The sequence below is a fragment of the Naasia aerilata genome, assembly GCF_030296595.1.
GTDB classification, from domain to species: Bacteria; Actinomycetota; Actinomycetes; order Actinomycetales; family Microbacteriaceae; genus Naasia; species Naasia aerilata.
In genome coordinates, this window is the sequence record NZ_AP027731.1 from 1,764,887 (window position 1) to 1,785,084 (window position 20,198).

The window sequence follows — 20,198 nt, forward strand, 5'->3', positions numbered from 1 at the left end:
AGAGGAGCGCTCGATGGCGGCGGTGCGCGGCACGGCGATGCGGGGGCGACTGGACGTCCGGTTCGTGCTCGGCCTGCTGCTCGTCCTGGGCTCGGTCGCGGGCGTCTGGGCGGTCGTCGCGGGCGCCGAGCGGACCCAGGCCGTGTACGCCGCCGGCGGTCCGCTCGCGGTGGGGGACCGGGTCACGGGTGACGATCTCGAGCTCGCCGCCGTCCGACTCGGCACCGCGGCCGGGCACTACCTCGAGCCGGGCGACCTCCCCGTGGAGGGGGTCGTGATGACGAGGGCCGTCGACGCGGGCGAGCTCGTGCCCTCGTCGGCCGTCGGCGCGGAGTCGAGCCTGCGGATGGCGTCGGTGGTCGTGCCGCTCGGCGCCGATCCCGCCCACGGGGTCGAGCCCGGTGCGCTCGTGGACGTGTGGTCGGCGTCCGAGGCCGAGCAGGGCGCGTACGGTCCGCCCGCCGTCCTCGTGCCCGGCGCCGAGGTGGTCCGCACGATCGACGGCCGCGGCCTCCTCGCGGCCGGTTCGGCCTCCGCAGTCGAGGTGCTCGTCCCTCGCGACCGGGTCGCGCTGCTGCTGCAGGCGCTCGCCAACTCCGACGCGATCTCGCTCGTTCCGGTCAGCTCGCCCCCGGGGGACCGGTGAGGCTCCTCCTCGCGCTCGACCCGGCCACCGAGGATCGCATCCTCGGCGACATCCTGCGGAGCGGGCACGAGGTGCTCGCCAGGCCCGCGGGCGGTGTCGAGCTCGCGGCGGCGCTGCGGGCGCTGCCGGCGGAGGCCGCGCTCGTCGCCGCCTCGCCCCGGATGCTGAGCGCGGGCGTGCTGGCCGCGGCGGACCGCGCCGGCGTCCGCCTCGTCGCGCTCGCCGAGAGCGGCGAGGATCGCCGCGCGGCCGCCGCGCTCGGGCTGCGCGAGGTGCTGGACGGCTCGGCGAGCTGGGCGGAGATGGAGGCGGTGCTCTCGGGAGCTCCGGCCGGCGCGCCGACCGTGCACGTGCCGCATCCACCAGCGGCGCGCGGCCGAGTGGTGGCCGTCTGGGGGCCGACAGGAGCGCCGGGCCGGACGACGACGGCGATCACGCTCGCGGCCGAGGCGGCGCTCGGGGGTGCTCGCGTGATCCTCGCCGACGCGGACACGCACGGTGCGGCAGTCGCCCCGAGCCTCGGCCTGCTGGACGAGGCGCCCGGCTTCGCGGCGGCATGCCGCCTGGCCGGGAGCGGCCGGCTCGATCCCGGGGAGATCGGCCGGGTGGCCGAGCGCTATGCGGTCGGCAGGTCCGAGTTCGCCGTGCTCACCGGCATCGCGCGGCCGAGCCGCTGGCCGGAGCTCTCGGCGGAGCGGGTGACCGGGACGCTCGCGGTGTGCCGCACCTGCGCCGACGTCACGGTGGTGGACGCCGGCTTCAACCTGGAGAGCGACGAGGAGATCGTCAGCGATCTCTTCGCGCCGCGCCGCAACGCCGCGACTCTTGCCGCTCTGCGCGAGGCGGACCTGGTCGTTGCCGTGGGTGCCGCGGATCCGGTTGGGCTGGCCCGGCTGATCCGGGGCCATGCCGAGCTGGCCGAGCTCGTGCCGCCCGAGGTCGTCCGGGTCGTCGTGACCCGGGTCCGCTCGGGGGTGATCGGTCTCAGCCCCGCCTCACAGATCGCGGCCACGCTCCTCCGCTTCGCCGGGATCACGGACGCGGCGCTCATCCCCGAGGATCGGGCGGCGTACGACGCCGCCCTGCTGACCGGGCGGACCCTGCAGGCGGCCGCCCCGCGGTCGCCGGCGCTCGCCGCGCTGCGCGCGTTCGCGGAGCGGGAGCTGCGACCGGCGGGGGAGCGGAGGCGGGAGAGGCGGTCCCGGCTGCGGCTGCCCGGGATCAGCGGGCGAAGGGGCCCCGCAGCGCCGCCCATTGGAGCAGCATGATGGTCTTCCCGTCGACGATGCCGGTTCCGATGGACTCCAGGGCCTCGTCGAAGTCGAGCTCGACCAGCTCGATGTCCTCGCCGTCGTCGGCGAGCCCGCCGCCCGCCCCGGCCACGCTCGCCGGGCTGTACGGCGCGGCATAGAAGTGCACGACCTCGGTCACCGAGCCGGGGCTCATGTAGGCGTCGAAGACGTGCGTGACCTCCCCGATCCGGTGCCCGGTCTCCTCCTCGGCCTCCCGGCGGATCGCCGTCTCGGCATCGTCCGCGTCGAGCAGTCCGCCGGCGGTCTCGAGCAGCATGCCGTCGGGGTGGCCGTTCACGTAGGCTGGGAAGCGGAACTGCCGGGTGAGCAGGATCCGGCGGCGCTCGGTGTCGTGGAGCAGGATCGTGGCGCCGTCGCCGCGGTCGTACGTCTCGCGCCGCTCCGTGGACCAGGTGCCGTCGCGGTGCCGGTACTCGAAGGTCGTGACCCGGAGGACGTACCAGTGCGCGGAGAGCAGCTCGACGTCGCGGACGACGACGTTCGGGTTGCCGATCAGGTCGCGGCCCACCTGATCAAGGCCCGGCGCCCGCGCGCGTCCGGCACGTCGATCCCGGACCGGCCGTGTGGTGAGGATTGCTCGTTCGTCACCGCGCCACGCTAGCGCAGGCACGCGGAGTGCGAAGAGGCGGGAGGATGGGGAGTGCCCACCACCGCTCTCGCCCTGCTCAACCAGCCGTCCTCGGACGCTCCGCCGCACACCGAGGAGCTGCCGCCCTTCGCCCTCGTCGACCCGGCGGACCCGCACGTGCGCGTCCTCGACCTCGGGGTGACGCGCGGCGACGGCGTCTTCGAGACGATCAGCGTGGGATCCGGACATCCTCAGGCGCTGGAGGCGCACCTGCGCCGCTTCGCCCGCTCGGCGGCGGCCCTCGAGCTCCCGGCGCCCGACGAGCAGGCGTGGAACGCCGCGGTGCGTGCAGCCGCGGCGGCGATCGACCCGGTGCCGGAGGCGTACGTCAAGACGATCCTCACTCGCGGCGTGGAGGGCGACGGCCGGCCCACCGGCTGGGCCTACGCCGCGCCGGCCGAGGACTTCACCGCGGCACGGCGCGACGGCATCCGGGTGGTCCTGCTCGACCGCGGCTACCGCCACGACGTCGCCCAGACCTCCCCGTGGCTGCTGCAGGGGGCGAAGAGCCTCTCCTACGCGGTGAACCGTGCCGTCGTCCGCGAGGCGAAGCGCCGCGGGGCGGACGATGTGGTGTTCGTCAGCTCGGACGGCTACCTGCTCGAGGGGTCCACGTCGAACCTGCTCCTGCGAGTGGGCGACACGCTCATCACGCCCGGCACGAACCTGGGCATCCTGCCCGGCACGACTCAGGGCGACCTCTTCGCCTTCGCCGCCGAGCGGGGCCTCGGCACCGATTACGCGCTGCTGCACGCCGACGACCTGATGGCCGCGGACGCGGCCTGGCTCGTCTCGAGCGTGCGCCATGCGGCGCCCATCCGCGAGGTGGACGGGACACCGCGGGCGATCGACGCCGACTTCACCTCCGCGCTGAACGCCTTCCTGGTCGCCAGGACCGAGTAGGGCTACGCAGCGGACCAGATGCGGTCGATGATGGCGCCCATCAGGTTCTCCGTCGGGAAGTTCGCCTGGTACACCATCACCAGGATGCCGTCGCGGGCGAAGTAGGTGGTCGAGGCGTCGACGTCGTAGGACTGGAGGTGGGTGACCTCCTCGCACTCCTGTCCCTGGTCCCGCGGCTCGCACGTGAAGCCGGCCTGGGCGCGCGCGTCCAGGAACGACGCGGTCACGGCAGGATCGGGAGAGCCGATCGCGAGCGTCAGGGCGGTGACATCCGCGCCCGGCTCGCCCCAGATGCAGAACAGCTCACCGCTCTCGGCCAGGAGGTCGGCATCCTCGTTCAGCCAAGCGTGCAGGTCACCGGGCTGGACGCGCTCGACGGGGCGACCATCCACCAGCTGCGGATCGTTCAGTGGGACGTCGGCGAAGGCGGCGGCATAGGCCTCGGCGTCGACGACGTCCCGGCAGTCGGCCGGGATGGCGGGGGCCGCGGCCGGCTCCCTGCTCGGGGTCGCGGAGGGCATCGCGGATGCCGCCGGGGCGGTCGGCGCCGGTGACGAGGATGAGTCCTCGGGGGCGCATCCGGCGAGGAGCAGGGGGAGCAGGAGGAGGGCGGCGTTGCGGCGCACACGGAAGGGCATGCGCCGAGTCTTTCCTGCTTCGGGCGCACGGGGTCGCAAGGTCGGCGTGCGTTGCGGAGATCCGAGCGCTTCGGCCTCGGGCAGCGGGCGATCCGAGGGCCCCGGACCGCTTTAGGCTGGGGCAATGCCCACGCTCAGCGAGCTTGTCGTCGCCTCCGGACGCTCCACGGCGGCCGACGTCGAATGGCTGCACCTGCTCGTCGGCGACTGGCAGCTACTCGCCGACCTCGCCTTCGCTGACATCGTGCTCTGGGTGCCGACGGACGACAACTCGTTCGTCGCCGTCGCGCACGCGCGCCCCTCGAGCTCCGCGACGCTGTTCTACCGGGACTTCGTCGGCCAGCGGATCAAGTCGGAGTGGCGGTCGCTCGTGACCGAGGCGTTCGAGACCGCCCGCATCGTGGACTCGTCGGCCCCGGACTGGTTCGAGGAGACGCCCACCCGCGTCCGCGCGGTCCCTGTCCAGCGGCGCATCTCGCCCAGTGGACTGGCCGTCACCAACGTGCCGATCGCGGTCCTCACCCGGCACACCAACCTCAGCGAGACGCGCACGCCGAGCCGTCAGGAGCTCACCTTCAACGCGTGCGCGGACGAGCTGTTCTCCATGATCGCCGCCGGCGACTTCCCGGACCTCGGGTCTCCGACCGGGCCGCGCCGGGGCGCTCCTCGCGCGTCCGACGGCCTCATTCGGCTCGACGTGGACGGCGTCACGACGTTCGCGAGCCCGAACGCATTGTCCGCCTTCAACCGCATGGGCTTCACCGGGGAGCTCGAGGGGAGTCGCTCGCGGAGGTCACCGTCGGACTCGTCGAGGCGCAGCACACCGTGGACGAGAGCCTGCCGCTCGTCGTCACCGGGCGCGCGCCGTGGCGGACCGACGTCGAGTCCCGCGGCGTGACGGTATCGCTGCGGGCGATCCCGATCCGCGACCGCGGGGAGCGCAAGGGCGCCATCGTGCTCTGCCGGGACGTGACCGAGCTGCGCCACCAGGAGCAGGAGCTCATCACCAAGGACGCGACGATCCGGGAGATCCACCACCGGGTGAAGAACAACCTGCAGACGGTCGCGTCGCTGCTGCGGATCCAGGCCCGGCGGTCGCGCACGGACGAGGCGCGCGACGCGCTCATCCAGGCGATGCGGCGCGTGTCCGCGATCGCGGTCGTGCACGACACGCTGTCGGAGGGGCTGAACCAGAACGTCGACTTCGATGCGGTGTTCGAGCGCGTCCTGCTGCTCGTCGCCGAGGTCGCCTCCACGCACAACACCCGCGTTCACCCGCAGAAGTCGGGCACGTTCGGCGTGCTGCCGAGCGCCTACGCGACGCCGCTGTCCCTCGCCCTCACCGAGCTCGTCACCAACGCCGTCGAGCACGGGCTTGCCGGCCGCGAGGGCGTGGTCGAGATCATCGCGAATCGCAGACAGGCGGATCTCACCGTCATCGTGCGGGACAACGGGGGAGGCCTGCCCGAGGGGAAGGTCGGCTCGGGCCTCGGCACTCAGATCGTGCGGACGCTCATCCAGGGCGAGCTGGGCGGCGTCATCGACTGGCACACCATGGTGGGCAGCGGGACCGAGGTCACGATCGAGATCCCACTCCGCTGGATGCAGTCGAGCTGACCGGCGGGTCGCTCAGCGGCGCAAGCTCCTGACCGAATCACGGAGATCGACGGCCGCAACCTTGTTCTGCCGCATGGGCAGGCCGGGCAGCGGCCGATTCTCCGTGACTCGGTCAGGGCAAGACTGCAGGGTCGAGGCGGTGTGCCCGAAGGCGGGGCGCCCGGGGTCGAGGGAAAGCGTCAGGAGGCGCGGCGGGCGCGAGCGGCGCGGCGCTTGAGCGCGCGGCGCTCGTCCTCGCTGAGGCCACCCCACACGCCGTAGTCCTGGCCCGTCTCGAGGGCGTACTGGAGGCAGGTCTCGGTGACCGTGCAGCGGGCGCAGACTGCCTTCGCCTTGTCGATCTGGTCGACGGCGGGCCCGGTGTTCCCGACGGGGAAGAACAGCTCCGGGTCGGCGGTCAGGCAGGCGGCTTTGTCACGCCAGTCCATGCGTGGTGCTCCTTAGGATTACAGCGGCAGAACGGTCAGAGTTGACCGGAGTTCCATGAGGTCGTGGGACGAGCCAACCGGGGGAACGGTACGTTCGAAGTCCGCCCTGGTCTTGGCCGCCCACTCCGCTGTGGGCCCTTGAAAACGACCTCAGTTATGGTCGCATACCGATAACGCCTGATCAATAGCCTTCTATGGGATGTCGCTGTGAGTGAACAAACGGCCGCCGAGTCGCGCCCCCTCTGCCGGTGCTGCTGCGTGTGCTCGCGGGGGTGGTGCTGCTCGAGGCGGTGGCCATGGGCGTCGTGACGGTGCTGCTCCTCGTGGAACTGCTCACGACCCCCGCCGTGTCGGTGGCGACCGGCATCGCGCTGGCCGTGCTCGCGGCGCTCGCCGCGGTATGGCTGGTCGCCATCTTCCTGGGGCTTCTGCGCCGGCGCTCCTGGGTGCGCGGGGCCGTGTTCACGTGGCAGTTCCTGCAGCTGGCGGTCGCCATCGGGTCGTTCCAGCAGGGTGGCCGCGCCGACATCGGCTGGCTCCTGCTCCTGCCCACGATCGTCGCGATCGCGCTCCTGTTCACCCCGTCGGTCATGAACGCGACCCGCCGGCCCTCCTAGTCCGCCGGCGTCCGCTGCGCCCGCCGGCGACTGCAACGGTGCGGACGTGTCGCAACGGCGCACCGTTGCGGCACGTCCGCCCGGATGCGCCGCGCCGGCGCCGAGTCAGTCGTCGACGCCGAGCTTCTTGCGCAGCATCGCGACGTGGCCCGTCGCCTTCACGTTGTAGAGGGGGAGCTGGACGAATCCGGTCTCGTTGAGCACGAAGGTGGAGCGGATCACTCCCTCGACGGTCTTCCCGTAGAGCGACTTCTCGCCGTAGGCGCCGTACGCCTTGTGCACGGACAGATCCGGATCACTGAGCAGCGGGAAGTTGAGGTTCTCCTGCTCCTTGAACTCCTTGTTCTTCGCCGGCTCGTCCTTCGAGACCCCCACGACCTGGTAGCCGGCGCTCTTCAGCGAGTTGAGGCTGTCGCGGAAGTCGCACGCCTCCGCGGTGCACCCGGGGGTCATGGCGGCGGGGTAGAAGTAGAGCACGACCTTCTCGCCGGCGAAGTCGCTGAGCGACACGGGCGAGCCGGTCTCGTCCTCGAGGCGGAAGTCGGGGGCCGTGTCGCCCTGCTCCAGTCGATCGGCTCCGCTCACGGTGATCCCTTCCTCGAGACGTCGGCGGCCATCCGCCACCGCTCCCATGGTAACTTCGGCCCGCTCGGAGGGGACGTGCAGGTCGCTCCGCCCGTGCTAATCTGGATGCTCGGTCCGGACGACGGACCGTGCGCACCTCTAGCTCAATTGGCAGAGCAACTGACTCTTAATCAGTGGGTTCCGGGTTCAAGTCCCGGGGGTGTACGAAGGCTCCGCGATCTCTCGCCAGATCGCGGAGTTCTTTGTTTCCGGGGCCGGCCCCGCTGCGCCCTGAGGACTTCCCGGCCCGCCGGGTCTCTGCCAGGCTGAAAGGGCGCTGCGGCGCGACGGCGGTGGGGCTCACCGTTCCCAACCTCGACGACGGCGTCGACAACAGTCCCTGTCCGAGGCGCAAGCATGCCCGAGATAGGAGCCCCGATGTCGCAGGTCGACCCCGCACGATCGACACCTTCGCCGCGGATCGTGGTGGGAGTCCTGCCGGGCCGCTCCTCGGGAGTCCTCGCGCAGGCGGCTCGCTTCGCGCGGCTGCTCGGCGCCGAGCTCGTCTGCGCCTACGTGGATCCCAGCCGATACGTCGTGGAGGAGGCGCAGGACGGACGCGTCCGGTCCCTGCCGATCGATCCCGACATCGTGGATGAGGGAGGCGGCCCGGAGAGGGCCGCGCTGGACTCGGAGATCGAGGCGGCGCTCGGCTCCGGGGGCGTGCGCTGGGAGGCCCGGACCCTCGCGGGCGATCCGGCGCGTGCGATCGGACACCTCGCCGACACGGTGGACGCCCTCCTCATCGTGGTCGGCACGCGTGAGCCGACGTTCCGAGGCACCATGCGCGAGTTCTTCACGGGCTCGGTCGCGGCGCACCTCACGCACCGCCAGCACCGCCCGGTGCTCGTCGTCCCGCTCAGCCCGGTCGAGCGCGACCAGGACCTGCCGTGGGCGGAGGGGAGTGACGCCGCCACCGCTCGGCGGCGCCGAGGATCCGGCGCTCGATCTCGACCTCGCGGCGGAGGAGGCCCCCAGCGTCCCGCGGCGACCCGTCCACCTCTCCACGCGGTACCTCGGCGTCGTTGCACTCGGCGGGGCGGTCGGCACCGCGCTCCGCGCACTCGTGGGCCTCGCGCTGCCGAGCGCACCGGACTTCCCCTGGGCGACGGTCGCGGTCAATCTGACGGGCGCACTCGCTCTCGGCTTCCTGCTCGAGGCGCTCGTCCGCCGCGGCGAGGACGTGGGAGTCCGGCGCAGCCTGCGGCTGCTCCTCGGGACCGGGGTGCTCGGCGGCTTCACGACCTACAGCACCCTCGCCACCGACACGGTCGCGCTGGTGGGGGCCGGTTCGCCCGGTGTGGCCGCGTTCTACGCGGCCGGCACGGTCCTGCTCGGGGCGGCCGCCACCTGGACGGGGATCGCGGCAGCCGCGGCCCTGCACCTCAAGGGGAGGCCGCATGACGCCGCTGCTCCTCCTCGCGCTCAGCGTGGCGGGCGGCGCGGGTGCGGCGACCCGGTTCCTCCTCGACGGCCTGATCCGGGCGCGCACGACCGGCCGCTACCCGGTGGGCACCACGGTCATCAACCTCAGCGGCTCGCTGCTGCTCGGCCTCCTGGCGGGCCTGACCACCGCGTCGGTCCTCCCGGAGGCCTGGCAGGCGGTGGTGGGCACCGGCTTCCTCGGGGGATACACGACGTTCAGCACCGCGAGCTTCGAGACGGTGCGCCTCCTGCAGAGCCGCCGGTACGTCGCCGCGCTCCTCAACGGCCTCGGGATGCTGGTCTTCGGGGTCGCGGCGGCCGCTGCCGGCTTCGCGCTGGGCGCGGCGCTGTGAGCCGGCGCCTCCGCCGGACGGGGCCGGGGGAGTGACGCAGGACTGGAACGCCCTCGCCGGAACCTTCGACGACGAGCCGGACCATGGCCTGCGGGATCCCGGCGTGCGCCGGGCCTGGTGGAGCCTGCTGGAGCCGCTGCTGCCGCCCGCACCGGCGCGCATCGCCGACCTCGGCTGCGGAACCGGCAGCCTCACCCTGCTGCTCACCGACCACGGCCACGAGGTGACCGGCCTCGATCAGGCTCCGGCGATGCTGGAGCGCGCGCGCTCCAAGCTCGGCGGGCGGGCGAGCCTCGTGCAGGGCGACGCCGCGCACCCGCCCCTGCCGGCGGCGGCGTTCGACGTCGTGCTGGCGCGGCACATCCTCTTCGCCCTGCCCGAGCCGGAGGCCGTGGTGGGCCGCTGGGTGCGCCTGCTCGCCCCCGGGGGCGGCTTCTGCTCGTGGAGGGCTTCTGGTCGACGGGCGTCGGACTCCGCGCCGAGGAGGTGCGGGAGCTCGTGCTGCAGCATCGAGCGCAGGCCGCCCTCGTCGGGCTGACCGCGAATGAGGACCTCTGGGGGGCCCCGTCGACGACGAGCGATTCCTGCTCCTGAGCGCCGAGTAGCACGAAGCGCGCCGGGTGCGCCGACGGGTCCCGCGCCGCTATGGTCGGAACGCCGCGCATTCGGGCAGCCGGCCGACCCCGACGGAATACGAGGAGGAGCCGATGCCGGTGCACCCAGCGGACGCGCAGTCCGGCCAGCTCGCCGCTGCAGAACGGCGAGTGGCGGCGATGGGCGTTCGCGCGGCCCCGAGGGTTCGCCGATGACCGGCCAGGTCCGGTCCGCCCGGAGGGAACGGCTCACGGAGTGGAACCGCCGCTTCATCGTCGAGGAGCGATTCGTCGATCCCTCGGTGCGTCGGCGGCTGTACGGAACGTCCATCACGCTCATCGCGGTCGGACTGGCCGCATTCCTCGTGCTGCTGATCAGCGTGCTGACGCACAGCGGCATCGAGCGCCTCGACGAACCCGTCGAGCAGTGGTTCAACGCCCAGCGCTCGGGCGAGGTGACGGGCTTCATGATCTTCCTGGCCATCACCTTCGGCCCCTACGGCATGCCGGTCATCGTGCTCGTGACGCTCGTCGCCTGGATCGCGCTCGCGCGGCACCTCTGGCGTCCCCTCCTGCTCGCGGCAGGCATGCTGACCGGCGTGATCCTCGCTCTGGTGCTGGCACCGATCATCCGGCATCCGCGCCCGCCCATCGCCCTGATGATGCTCGATCCGGACCGCACCTTCTCGTTCCCGTCGGGGCACGTGCTCGGCATGTGCGACTTCTTCCTGATCCTCGCCTTCCTGCTGGCGAGCCGCATCCAGCGGACCTGGGTCACCGTCCTGCTCCTGGCGCTCGCGATCGGGAGCATCGTCGCGCAGATCATCAGCCGGCTCTACCTCGGGTACCACTGGCTGACCGACGTCAGCGCGTCGGTGGCGCTGTCGCTGGTGGTCGTGGGCGCGGTCATCGCGATCGACACGCACCGCACCGTCCGCATCCCCGGCGAGCGCATCGTCGGGTCCCACTCCACGCTGCAGACGGAGGGCACCTGATGGGCGCGTCCCCCGCTCGCCGCCGACGGACGGCCCAGGGAGGCAGATCATGACCACGCGCGCACGCACGTCCGACACCCCTCTGCCGGAGGAGGCCGAGCGAGGCCTGCGCCTCCTGGCGCGGATCGGCTATGGCGCCAGCGCCGTCATCCACCTCCTGCTCGGCTATCTCGCGATCCGGGTCGCCTTCCACGTCGGCGCGGAGTCCGACCAGTCGGGCGCGATCGCCGAGGTCGGCAAGGTGCCGGGAGGGCCGGTGCTTCTCTGGGTCATGACGATCGGCCTGTTCGCACTGGGCGCGTGGCTGGCGCTCGAGGCCGTGCTGGGCATCGGCTCCGGCTCACGCAAGCGATGGATGCGGACGACGGAGTCGGCGGCGAAGGCGCTCGCCTACGTCCTGCTCGGGCTCACGGCGCTGACCTTCGCCCGCGGCAGCTCCTCGCACGCCGCGGCCTCGACGCAGCAGGCGAGCGCCAACCTGCTCGCCCTCCCGGGCGGACAGCTGCTCCTCGCCCTGATCGGGCTGATCGCACTGGCCGTCGGCGCATCCATGGTCGTGAAGGGGATCCGCCGGGGCTTCTGGAAGGACCTCGTCCCGATCGACGAGCCCCAGCGCCGCGCGGTCGGGGTGGTCGGGGTCGTCGGCTACGTGGCGAAGGGCATCGCCGTGGGGGTCGTCGGAGTGCTCTTCATCCTCGCGGCGGTGACGCTCGACCCGGGCCGGGCCTCAGGGCTCGACGGCGCGTTGCGGGCCCTCAGCGAGCTGCCACTCGGCACCGCGCTGCTGGTCGCCGTCGGCGTGGGACTCATGGCGTTCGGGGTCTACACCTTCGCCCGCGCCCGGTACGCCCGCCTCTGACCGGAGACCCGGGAAACCGGCTCAGTCGACGACGAAGACCTCGAGCCGCACGCTCTCGGGCAGACGCTCGCCGCGTGCCACCAGGATGCGCGAGCCGAGCCAGGCCCACTTTGGGCAGGACGACGAGATGCGCGGGTTGGAGCGGAAGTAGATGCGGGACGGGTCGACGGGCTCGCCCGCCACGATTTTCGCGATGTCCTCCGAGCTGCCTGCTCGCAGCCCGAAGTTCTCCACGTAGACCCGATCGCCCTCGTCCGTCTCGATCGCGTAGCGCGCCTCGAGCTCGGTGAGCGTGTCCGACCGCAGCACCTGGAAGTCGGCGCCGCCCGGCAGCACCGTGCCGTTCAGCTCCGGGCCGGTCACGCGGCCGCCCAGGATGGGGACGATGCGCCGGTGCAGGCCGTCGCCGGGGCCCAGGTCGATGGGGGCGGCGACGTCAACGTCGATCCGCGCGAGGAAGGTGAGCGTCGGAGCGACGCCGGAGTCGAGCACGGAGGGAATCGTGCCACGCGGATCCGGCCTGTGGAACGACGGAAATACCGGCATCTGACGCCGGGAAAGCGTCGTTGACAGGCCGACTCAGGGGTCCTGAGAATCGCCTCCGGGGCATCGCCGCCTGTTCTCGGCGGCGGGCCCTGATCCTCCCGACGAACGAGCGAAGCAGAGGTGGCGATGGTGCCCGAGACGGCCGGTGTCGTCGCCGAGCGGCGCGAGGTTCAGTGCGTCCTCCGGGACGGCACGCGCCTGCGGACCACGCTCCTCCTGCCTCCAGGAAGCGGTCCATGGCCCGCGCTCCTGACTCGCCACCCCTACGACGTCGGCTCGGACGAGCAGGACGGTCGCGTGGACCTCGACCGGTTCGTGGCCGCCGGCTACCTCGTCGCCCTTCAGGACGTGCGGGGGCGCTACGGCTCGGAGGGCACCTTCGATCCCTCCGCCCAGGAGGTCGAGGACGGCGCGGATGCCGTCGCGTGGCTCGCCGGCCTCGCCGAGTGCACCGGCTCGGTCGGCATGTGGGGCGCGTCCTACGCGTCGGAGACCCAGTTCAGCGCGCTCCTCGGCGGCAGCCCTGCCCTGCGCTCGATCGTCCCCGCCGTGACGCCGGTGGCCTCCGGCCTCCGCGGGTTCCGCTTCCGGGGCGGCGTCCCCGAGGTCGGCAGCATGCTCGCCTGGTCGCACTACGCGATCGCCCCCGACCGCATCGCCCAGATCGCGGCCCCCGACGAGCGGGCGGCGGAGCAGGCCCGCTGGGGCGAGGTCGACCGCCGGTTCCGCAGCGGCGAGCTCTTCCGGGCGGGCGCCCTGCACGACGACCTCGACGCGGACGAGACCGTGGCCTGGATGCGCGATCGCCTCCGCGAGCCGCTCGACTCGCCCGCGCACTCCGTCGGCAAGGTGACCGACATCGCCGCCGTCGACATCCCCGTCTTCCTCGTCGGCGGCTGGTTCGACGTCTTCCTCGGCTCGACCCTGGAGATGTACCGGGGCCTGCGCGAGTCGCGGGCGGGCACGCCGGAGCCGCACCTGCTCGTCGGACCGTGGTCGCACAACAACATGACGGGCCGGATCGGCGACCTCTCCTTCCCGGGCGCCGACACGGCCGCCGACCTCGGCGGGCACGGCGATCTGACCGAGCAGCACCTCCGCTGGTTCGACGCCACGCTCCGCGGCGCCGCGACCCTGGACGGCGTCGCCCCGGTGCGGGTGTACCTCATGGGCGCGGATCGCTGGCTGGCGCTCCCCGAGTTCCCGCCCGCCGCGGCCACCGAGGTGGCACTGCACCTCACCGCGGACGGCGCGCTGCGGAGCGCGCCGGGCGAGGACGGCGCCGTTCCGTTCGTCAGCGACCCCGCGAACCCGGTGCCTACCCGGGGCGGTGCGACGCTGCTGTTCCCGCCTTTCGACCCCGGGCCCATCGATCAGGCCGAGCTCGAGACTCGGGCGGACGTGGTCTCCTGGCGCACGCCGCCGCTGACCGATGAGCTCGCGGTCGTCGGCGAGGTCCGTGCAGCCCTCTGGCTGGCCACGACGGGAACCGACGCCGACATCGTCGTGCGCCTCTGCGACGAGCACCCCGACGGCCGCAGCATCCTCGTCGCCGACGGCATCCAGCGGGCCTCCGCCCGCGGGGTCGACGAGGGAACGGGAGCAGGAACGGTCGCGGCGGTGGAGCCGGGCCGGACCGAGGAGTACACGGTCGCCCTCTGGGCCACGGCCCACGCCTTCCAGCCGGGCCACCGGATCCGCGTCGACGTCACCTCGAGCTCCTCCCCGCGCTGGGAGGTGGGCCCCAACGCCTTCCGCGGCGCAGGCGACCCCGTCGTCCCGGCGCCCGCCGAGCACACGATCCGCGTCGGCGACGCCTTCCCGAGCCGGCTCGTCCTCTCCGTCCTTCCCGCACAGCCCTGACCGCACACCAAGACCCCTGCACACCACCGACAGAATGAGGCTCTCCGCATGACATCGCGTTCCCGTCTTCTCGCCGCAACGGCCGCGCTCGCGGTCACCGGCATCGCCCTCGCCGGCTGCTCCGGCGGCGGCGGCTCCTCATCGAAGGGCGGCTCGGACGACGACAAGCTCGTGGTCGCCGTTGGCACCCCGCCGGTCAGCCTCGACACGCTCAAGGCCGCCACCGGCGTCCCCGGCACCTGGTTCGAGACCCCGGCCTACGCCGGCATCCTCACGCGGGATGCGGACGGCAAGATCCAGGCGGGCCTGGCCGAGAAGTGGGAGTACGTCGGCGACGCGAACACGGACTTCGAGTTCACGCTCCGCGACAAGCTGACCTTCGCCGACGGCACGCCGCTCGACGCCAAGGCCGCCGCGGCCTCGCTCGACTACTTCACCAAGACCACGACCGGGCCCTCGCGCGCCTACTTCGCACCGATGACCTTCACCGCGAAGGACGACCTGACGGTGCACATCACCTCGGCGGTGCCGAATCCGATCATCCCGGACCTGCTCACGGTCGGTCTCCTCGGCGGCGCTCCCATCAGCCCGGCGGGGATCGCCGACGAGTCCGCCCGCGCGGGCGACACCTACGGCGCTGGGCAGTACGTGCTCGACCCCAAGAAGACCGTGTCCGGCGACCACTACGTCTACGTGCCCAACAAGAAGTACTGGGACCAGAAGGCCGTCACCTACTCCGAGATCGACGTGCGGGTCATCCCGAACGCCCAGCAGCAGGTGCAGGCCCTCAAGTCGGGTGAGGTCGACGCGATCGTCGGCGACCCGTCGATCGGCGGCACGGTGTCGGGCAACGGCCTGGAGGAGATCCACCAGCCCAGCACGGTCTACAACTTCTACCTCATGGACCGGGGCGGAAAGGTCGTGCCCGCCCTCGCCAACGAGAAGGTGCGCCAGGCACTGAACTTCGCGGTCGACCGCGAGGCGATCGCGAAGGCCGCGCTCGGCGACTACGGCAAGGCCACCGACCAGACGGCGCTCGACGCCGGCGAGGCCGCCGGGTACGACCCCAAGCTCGAGAAGGAGTACACCTACGACCCGGCCAAGGCGAAGGCGCTGCTCAAGGAGGCGGGCTTCGCCGACGGGTTCACCCTGCCCGCCACCTACCTCGGCTTCAGCCCGACCGACTCGAAGATCGCGCAGGCCGTCGCCTCGCAGCTCGCCGAGGTCGGCGTCACGATGCAGCTGAAGTCGGAGCCGGACTTCGGCACCTGGGTGAACGACCTGGTCGCCAACACCTACGGCGCCACCCTCCTCACCGGCGGCGGCAGCCAGATGTACATCGACGCCCAGTTCGCGTTCACCCAGAACGCGGTCATGAACCAGTTCGGCGTGGCCAACAGCGACATCGACGCGGCCTTCCAGAAGCTCGCCTCGGCCGCCCCTGATGAGATCGGCTCGGCGGCCCAGGGCGTCAGCTCGGTGATCGTCAAGCAGGCCCTGTCGCTGCCCATCGCGACGAGCGACTCGATCATCATCTACAACAGCAAGAAGGTGAAGCCCTACTACCTGGGCTCGACGGGCGAGCTCGCGCCCATCGAATCCTGGCCCCAGAAGTAGCCTCTCCTCCCGCAGAGCAGAGGGCCGGGATCGACGTCCGCGTCGGTCCCGGCCCCCTCTCCGACTTCCGAAGGGTTCCATGCTCCGCCTCCTCGCGAGACGCCTCCTGCTCTCGATCCCGCTCCTGCTCGTGGTCACCGCGATCACCTTCTTCCTGCAGAGCCTGATCCCCGGCGACCCCGCGCGATCCCTGCTCGGGCCGTCGGCGACGCCCCAGCAGTACGAGGCCCTGCGCCAGGCGCTGCACCTCGACCAGCCGGTGATCGTGCAGTACCTGAACTCCATCGGCGGCGTGCTCCACGGCGACCTGGGGCGCTCGATCTTCACGGGCGAGGATGTCGGGCAGACCCTCGCCAACCGACTCCCCGTGTCGCTCTCCCTCATCGTGGGCGGCACGCTCGTCGCCCTCCTGATCGGGATCCTCCTCGGCGTGCTGAGCGCCACGCGCGGGCGCCTGCTCGCGCGCTTCATCGATGTCTTCTCGCTCGTCGGCGGCGCCCTGCCGAACTTCTGGGTCGGGCTCGTGCTCGCGGCGATCTTCGCCGTGACCCTGGCCCTCCTTCCCGCCACGGGCTATGTGCCCTTCGAGGAGTCGCCAGGCGACTGGGCGCGTGCCCTGATCCTGCCGGTGATCGCCCTCGCCCTCAGCGGCATCGCGACCATTGCGAAGGTCGTGCGCGACGGGGTCTCGACCGCGATCGGCCAGGACTTCGTGCGCACGCTGCGCGCCGCCGGGGTGCCGCGCCGCGTCCTCATCTGGAAGCACGCCCTCCGCAACTCGAGCGTGTCGCTCGTGACAGTCGTCGGCGTGATCTTCGTGGCGTCGCTGTCCGGCACCATCCTCGTGGAGAACGTCTTCGTGCTGCCGGGACTCGGCTCCCTCGCCGTGGCGGCGACCGCCCGCCAGGACATCCCGGTCATCCAGGGCGTCGCACTCGCCTTCACCGTCATCACGATCGTGGTGAACCTCCTGGTCGACGTCAGCTACGGCCTCCTCAACCCGAAGGTGCGTGCCCGATGACCGTCGCCCCCATCTCCGACGGCCGGGTCCGCACCGGCCGCATCCGGACGAACGGCCTCGCGGTCGGTGCGCTCGCCTTCGTCGCCCTCGTCGTCCTCGCGGTCGCCCTCGCTCCGGTGCTCTCGCCCTACGGGGTCAACAAGCAGGACCTCGTGCGCGCCCTCGAGGGGCCGAGCGCCTCCCATGTGCTCGGCACCGACAGCCTCGGCCGGGACGTCCTGAGCCGCCTGCTGTGGGGCGGCCAGCCGACCCTGCTCGGCGTTCTCGTGGCGCTGATCGTCTTCGTGGTCGTCGGCGTGGTGCTCGGCGTGCTCGCCGGAACCCTCGGCGGCTGGTTCGACGCGCTCGTGAGCGGCATCGCGGACATCCTCATGTCGCTGCCCGGGGTCGTGCTCATCTTCGCCGTGCTCGCGATCTTCAACCAGGAGCTCACGCCCGCGATGATCGCGCTGGGCCTGCTGGGCTCCGGAAGCCTCATCCGAGTCGTGCGCGCGACCGTCATCGGCGTCCGCGAGGAGCTGTTCGTGTCCGCCGCGATCGTGTCGGGCCTCGGCCCCGTGCGGCTCATGGCCCGGCACATCCTGCCGGCCACCTTCGCCCCGGTGATCATCCAGGCGTCGCTCTTCGCGGGCGCCGCGCTCGCGGTGCAGTCGGGCCTCGGCTTCCTCAGCCTCGGGGTGCACCCGCCCGACCCCACGTGGGGGAGCATTGTGGGGGAGGCGGCCGCGAACCTCGCGAAGGCGCCCTGGCTGCTGTTCGTATCGGGCGGCACGATCACGCTCGTGTCCCTGGCCCTCGCGCTGGTCGGAGACGGCCTCCGCGACGTCAGCGCCGCCCGGCGCCGCAGCGACGGCGGTGCGCGCACGCCGGTCCGTCCCGTGGCGGCCACCCGGCCGGCCGGTGCTCCCGCTCAGGAGGGGGTCGTCCTCTCCGTGCAGCAGCTGGAGATCTCCTTCGGCGAGCGCGTCGTGGTGCGCGGCGTGAGCTTCGACCTGCGGCCGGGCGAGATCCTCGGGCTCGTGGGGGAGTCGGGCTCCGGCAAGACCATCAGCACGCTCGCGACGCTGGGCCTGCTGCCCGCCAACGCGTCGATCACCGGCGGGCGCATCCTCATCGGCTCGGACGACGTCACGGGCGCCGACGACCGCGGGTTCGAGGGGATCCGCGGCCGCCGTGTCGGTCTCATCTCGCAGGAGCCGATGGTCGCCCTCGACCCGCTGTTCACCGTCGGCTCGCAGCTGATGGAGGTGCTGCGCTACTCGACCTCGCTCCCGGCATCCCAGCGCAGAGGACGCGCGATCGAGCTGCTCACCCGGGTGCACCTTCCCGACCCGGCAGGAGTGCTGCGGAAGTTCCCGCACGAGCTCTCCGGCGGCATGGCCCAGCGCGTGGCCATCGCGGTGGCCCTGGCCGGCGATCCCGAGCTGCTGATCGCGGACGAGCCGACCACCGCGCTCGACGTGACCGTGCAGGCGGGCATCCTCGACCTGCTCCGCGAGCTCCGCGCGGAGCGCAACCTGGCCGTGCTGTTCGTCACGCACGACCTCGCGGTCGTCGCGGACATCTGCGACCGCGTCATCGTCATGCAGAACGGAGCCATCGTGGAGTCCGGGAGTGCCGAGGAGCTGTTCGCCAACCCGCAGGCGGCGTACACGCGCGAGCTGCTGGCCAGCACGCCCAGCCTGGTGAGGGCCTCATGAGCGCGGTGCTGCAGGTCGAGGGCCTCGAGGTCGCCTACCGGACGCGCGGGGTCCGGGGCCGATCCGTGCCCGTCGTCCACGGCGTCGACTTCGCCATCGCGCCCGGGGAGACCCTCGCGCTGGTCGGCGAGTCCGGCTCGGGCAAGTCCACGATCGGCAACGCGATCCTCGGGCTCGTCCCCGCGGCCGCCGGCCGCATCGAGATCGACGGGAGGGACGTCACGACGATGTCCCGGAGCGCCCGGCGGGGGATGGCCCGGACCGTGCAGGCCGTCTTCCAGAACCCCTACGGATCGCTGAACCCGTGGATCACCGTCGGGCAGACGCTCGCCGAGCCGCTGCGCATCGCCGGCCGCTCGCGACCAGAGACCTCCGAGCGGCTGCGCTGGCTCCTCGACCGGGTGTATCTCCCGCACGATGCCCTCGACCGCTACCCGAGCGAGTTCAGCGGCGGCCAGCGCCAGCGCGTGGCGATCGCGCGGGCCATCGCCCTCGATCCGAAGCTCATCGTGTGCGACGAGCCGACGAGCGCGCTGGACGTCCTCACGCAGGCCGGGGTGCTCAGCCTGCTGCGCGAGCTGCAGGACGAGCTGGGCATCTCCTACCTCTTCATCACGCACGACCTCGCAGCGGTCCGCGAGTTCGCCGCTCGCGTCTGCGTGCTCGAACGGGGCCGCATCGTGGAGACCGGGCGGAGCGAGGAGGTCTGCGACAACCCCCAGCACCCGTACACCCGGGAGCTCGTCGCCGCCGCGCCGGTGCCCGACCCCGTGCTGCAGCGGGAGCGCCGCGAGCTCCGGCTGGCCGCCGAGAGGAGAGGCGCCGCCTCCTCCTAGACTGCACGGGTGAGCGGAGCGCAGCGGGCGGACGGCCCGCGGTGACGAGGATCTCGCTGCGCCAGCTCGACTACTTCCGCGCCATCGCCATCACTGGCAGCCTGTCGGCCGCCGCGGAGGACCGCCACGTGTCCCGCTCGACCGTCGCGGGTGCACTCGACGAGCTGGAGCGCGCGCTCGGAGCCCAGCTCTGCGTCCGGTACAAGTCGCACGGCATCGAGCTGACCGAGGCCGGCCGCGGCGTGCTCGACAGCGCCATCACGATCCTCGGCGAGGTCGACGACCTGGAGAGCATCGGAAGCGAGCACCGGCTGTCGGGGGAGCTCACGATCGGCTGCTTCTCGTCGCTCGCGCCGACCGTGCTCCCGCGGCTCCTGCAGCGGTACACGACCGAGCACCCGGAGGTGCACACGAGCATCGTCGTCGAGACCGCCGACGTGCTCGACGAGCGCCTGCGCAGCGGCCAGCTCGACGTCATCATCTCCTACAACCCGCACCACGACCCCACGCTCGCCTACGAGCCGCTCTTCGAGACGCGCATGCATGCGCTGCTCCCCGCCGGCCATGCCCTCGCGGGCGAGCAGTCCGTGTCCGTCCGCGACCTCGTCGAGGAACCGCTCGTGCTCATGATGACGCCGCCGAGCAACGGCGAGGTGCTCGGCTACTTCGCACGGCAGGAGCTTCGGCCCAACGTCCGGTTCCGCGTCACGCACTTCGAGCTCGCCCGCTCCCTCGTCGCCGCGGGGCTCGGCTACTCGCTCTTCATCCAGCGCCCGAAGAACAACCACAGCTACGACGGACTGCCTCTCGTCACGCTGCCGCTCGATCCCGCGCCGCCCACCCAGCTGGTCGCGATCGCCTGGCCGCGCGCGCGGCGGCTCACCGCCAAGTCCCGCGAGCTGATCCGCATCGCCCTGGAGGAGCGGCCGCACATCTCGCCCGAGTCGCTGTACTGACGGCGGGATCGATCGGGAGG

The 20,198-nt window shown here is 72.2% G+C and carries 19 protein-coding genes, 1 tRNA gene and 3 pseudogenes; 18 read left to right on the top strand and 5 right to left on the bottom strand.

Annotated features, from left to right (window positions below; translation table 11 throughout):
- Positions 1-13: 13 nt before the first annotated feature.
- Both QUE51_RS09345 and QUE51_RS09350 read left to right on the top strand, forming a co-directional pair.
- A complete protein-coding gene (locus tag QUE51_RS09345; RefSeq protein ID WP_286276127.1) occupies positions 14-646 on the top strand; it encodes a hypothetical protein in 633 nt (210 codons plus the stop codon).
- A complete protein-coding gene (locus QUE51_RS09350) occupies positions 643-1,914 on the top strand; it encodes a CpaE/TadZ family protein (protein ID WP_286276128.1) in 1,272 nt (423 codons plus the stop codon). Before QUE51_RS09345 ends, QUE51_RS09350 begins: the two co-directional genes overlap by 4 nt.
- Here QUE51_RS09350 and QUE51_RS09355 read toward each other — a convergent pair.
- Positions 1,868-2,467, bottom strand: a complete 600-nt coding sequence (locus QUE51_RS09355) for an NUDIX domain-containing protein (protein WP_350226632.1) — start codon at positions 2,465-2,467, stop codon at positions 1,868-1,870. The two genes, QUE51_RS09350 and QUE51_RS09355, sit on opposite strands and share 47 nt — an antisense overlap.
- Before the next feature lie 132 nt (positions 2,468-2,599).
- On the opposite strand from QUE51_RS09355, the gene QUE51_RS09360 reads away from it, so the two are divergent.
- Positions 2,600-3,490 carry an aminodeoxychorismate lyase gene (locus tag QUE51_RS09360; RefSeq protein WP_286276129.1) on the top strand — a complete coding sequence of 297 codons (891 nt, stop codon included), beginning with the start codon at positions 2,600-2,602 and terminating at the stop codon, positions 3,488-3,490.
- A gap of 2 nt (positions 3,491-3,492) precedes the next feature.
- On the opposite strand, the gene QUE51_RS09365 is transcribed toward QUE51_RS09360, so the two are convergent.
- On the bottom strand, positions 3,493-4,128 hold the full coding sequence (locus tag QUE51_RS09365; protein WP_286276130.1) for a hypothetical protein: 636 nt from the start codon (positions 4,126-4,128) through the stop codon (positions 3,493-3,495).
- A gap of 124 nt (positions 4,129-4,252) precedes the next feature.
- On the opposite strand from QUE51_RS09365, the pseudogene QUE51_RS09370 reads away from it, so the two are divergent.
- Positions 4,253-5,745: pseudogene (locus QUE51_RS09370) on the top strand (sensor histidine kinase).
- 179 nt (positions 5,746-5,924) lie between these two features.
- On the opposite strand, the gene QUE51_RS09375 reads toward QUE51_RS09370, so the two are convergent.
- On the bottom strand, positions 5,925-6,173 hold the full coding sequence (locus tag QUE51_RS09375; RefSeq protein ID WP_286276131.1) for a WhiB family transcriptional regulator: 249 nt from the start codon (positions 6,171-6,173) through the stop codon (positions 5,925-5,927).
- A gap of 248 nt (positions 6,174-6,421) precedes the next feature.
- On the opposite strand from QUE51_RS09375, the gene QUE51_RS09380 reads away from it, so the two are divergent.
- Positions 6,422-6,790, top strand: coding sequence for a hypothetical protein (locus tag QUE51_RS09380; protein ID WP_286276132.1), 369 nt, complete (start codon positions 6,422-6,424; stop codon positions 6,788-6,790).
- Positions 6,791-6,895: 105 nt separating this feature from the next.
- Here QUE51_RS09380 and bcp read toward each other — a convergent pair whose 3' ends face one another.
- Positions 6,896-7,375, bottom strand: a complete 480-nt coding sequence (bcp, locus tag QUE51_RS09385) for a thioredoxin-dependent thiol peroxidase (protein ID WP_286276133.1) — start codon at positions 7,373-7,375, stop codon at positions 6,896-6,898.
- A gap of 132 nt (positions 7,376-7,507) precedes the next feature.
- On the opposite strand from bcp, the gene QUE51_RS09390 reads away from it, so the two are divergent.
- The 7 genes and pseudogenes from QUE51_RS09390 (at position 7,508) to QUE51_RS09420 (ending at position 11,639) form a co-directional block, all read left to right on the top strand.
- Positions 7,508-7,579 (top strand) — tRNA-Lys (locus tag QUE51_RS09390).
- 213 nt (positions 7,580-7,792) lie between these two features.
- A pseudogene (locus tag QUE51_RS09395) lies at positions 7,793-8,260 on the top strand (universal stress protein); the annotation flags it as partial.
- Positions 8,261-8,318: 58 nt separating this feature from the next.
- Positions 8,319-8,765 (top strand): annotated as a pseudogene (locus QUE51_RS09400) (fluoride efflux transporter FluC); the annotation flags it as partial.
- Between the two features lie 49 nt (positions 8,766-8,814).
- Positions 8,815-9,192, top strand: coding sequence for a fluoride efflux transporter CrcB (gene crcB / locus QUE51_RS09405; RefSeq protein WP_286276134.1), 378 nt, complete (start codon positions 8,815-8,817; stop codon positions 9,190-9,192).
- A 31-nt stretch (positions 9,193-9,223) separates the two neighbouring features.
- Entirely contained in the window at positions 9,224-9,730 is a 507-nt protein-coding gene (locus QUE51_RS09410) for a class I SAM-dependent methyltransferase (RefSeq protein WP_286276136.1), read from the top strand.
- A gap of 267 nt (positions 9,731-9,997) precedes the next feature.
- Positions 9,998-10,780, top strand: coding sequence for a phosphatase PAP2 family protein (locus QUE51_RS09415; protein WP_286276137.1), 783 nt, complete (start codon positions 9,998-10,000; stop codon positions 10,778-10,780).
- Positions 10,781-10,829: 49 nt separating this feature from the next.
- Positions 10,830-11,639: a DUF1206 domain-containing protein gene (locus QUE51_RS09420; RefSeq protein ID WP_286276138.1), complete on the top strand. Its 810-nt coding sequence runs from the start codon at positions 10,830-10,832 to the stop codon at positions 11,637-11,639.
- Between the two features lie 21 nt (positions 11,640-11,660).
- On the opposite strand, the gene QUE51_RS09425 is transcribed toward QUE51_RS09420, so the two are convergent.
- Positions 11,661-12,131 carry a DUF3237 domain-containing protein gene (locus QUE51_RS09425; RefSeq protein ID WP_286276139.1) on the bottom strand — a complete coding sequence of 157 codons (471 nt, stop codon included), beginning with the start codon at positions 12,129-12,131 and terminating at the stop codon, positions 11,661-11,663.
- Positions 12,132-12,311: 180 nt separating this feature from the next.
- Between QUE51_RS09425 and QUE51_RS09430 the strand changes: the two genes are divergently transcribed.
- The 6 genes from QUE51_RS09430 to QUE51_RS09455 all read left to right on the top strand — a co-directional run bounded on the left by QUE51_RS09430 (position 12,312) and on the right by QUE51_RS09455 (position 20,178).
- Positions 12,312-14,048, top strand: a complete 1,737-nt coding sequence (locus QUE51_RS09430) for a CocE/NonD family hydrolase (RefSeq protein WP_286276140.1) — start codon at positions 12,312-12,314, stop codon at positions 14,046-14,048.
- A gap of 48 nt (positions 14,049-14,096) precedes the next feature.
- A complete protein-coding gene (locus QUE51_RS09435) occupies positions 14,097-15,665 on the top strand; it encodes an ABC transporter substrate-binding protein (RefSeq protein WP_286276141.1) in 1,569 nt (522 codons plus the stop codon).
- 79 nt (positions 15,666-15,744) lie between these two features.
- On the top strand, positions 15,745-16,686 hold the full coding sequence (locus tag QUE51_RS09440) for an ABC transporter permease (protein ID WP_286276142.1): 942 nt from the start codon (positions 15,745-15,747) through the stop codon (positions 16,684-16,686).
- Positions 16,683-18,386: a dipeptide/oligopeptide/nickel ABC transporter permease/ATP-binding protein gene (locus QUE51_RS09445; RefSeq protein WP_286276143.1), complete on the top strand. Its 1,704-nt coding sequence runs from the start codon at positions 16,683-16,685 to the stop codon at positions 18,384-18,386. Before QUE51_RS09440 ends, QUE51_RS09445 begins: the two co-directional genes overlap by 4 nt.
- The gene (locus QUE51_RS09450) at positions 18,383-19,222 is read left to right on the top strand and encodes an ABC transporter ATP-binding protein (RefSeq protein WP_286276144.1); all 840 of its coding nucleotides are present in this window, start codon (positions 18,383-18,385) and stop codon (positions 19,220-19,222) included. The genes QUE51_RS09445 and QUE51_RS09450 overlap by 4 nt, the downstream gene beginning before the upstream one ends.
- 41 nt (positions 19,223-19,263) lie before the next feature.
- Positions 19,264-20,178, top strand: a complete 915-nt coding sequence (locus QUE51_RS09455) for a LysR family transcriptional regulator (RefSeq protein WP_286276145.1) — start codon at positions 19,264-19,266, stop codon at positions 20,176-20,178.
- Positions 20,179-20,198: the final 20 nt, after the last annotated feature.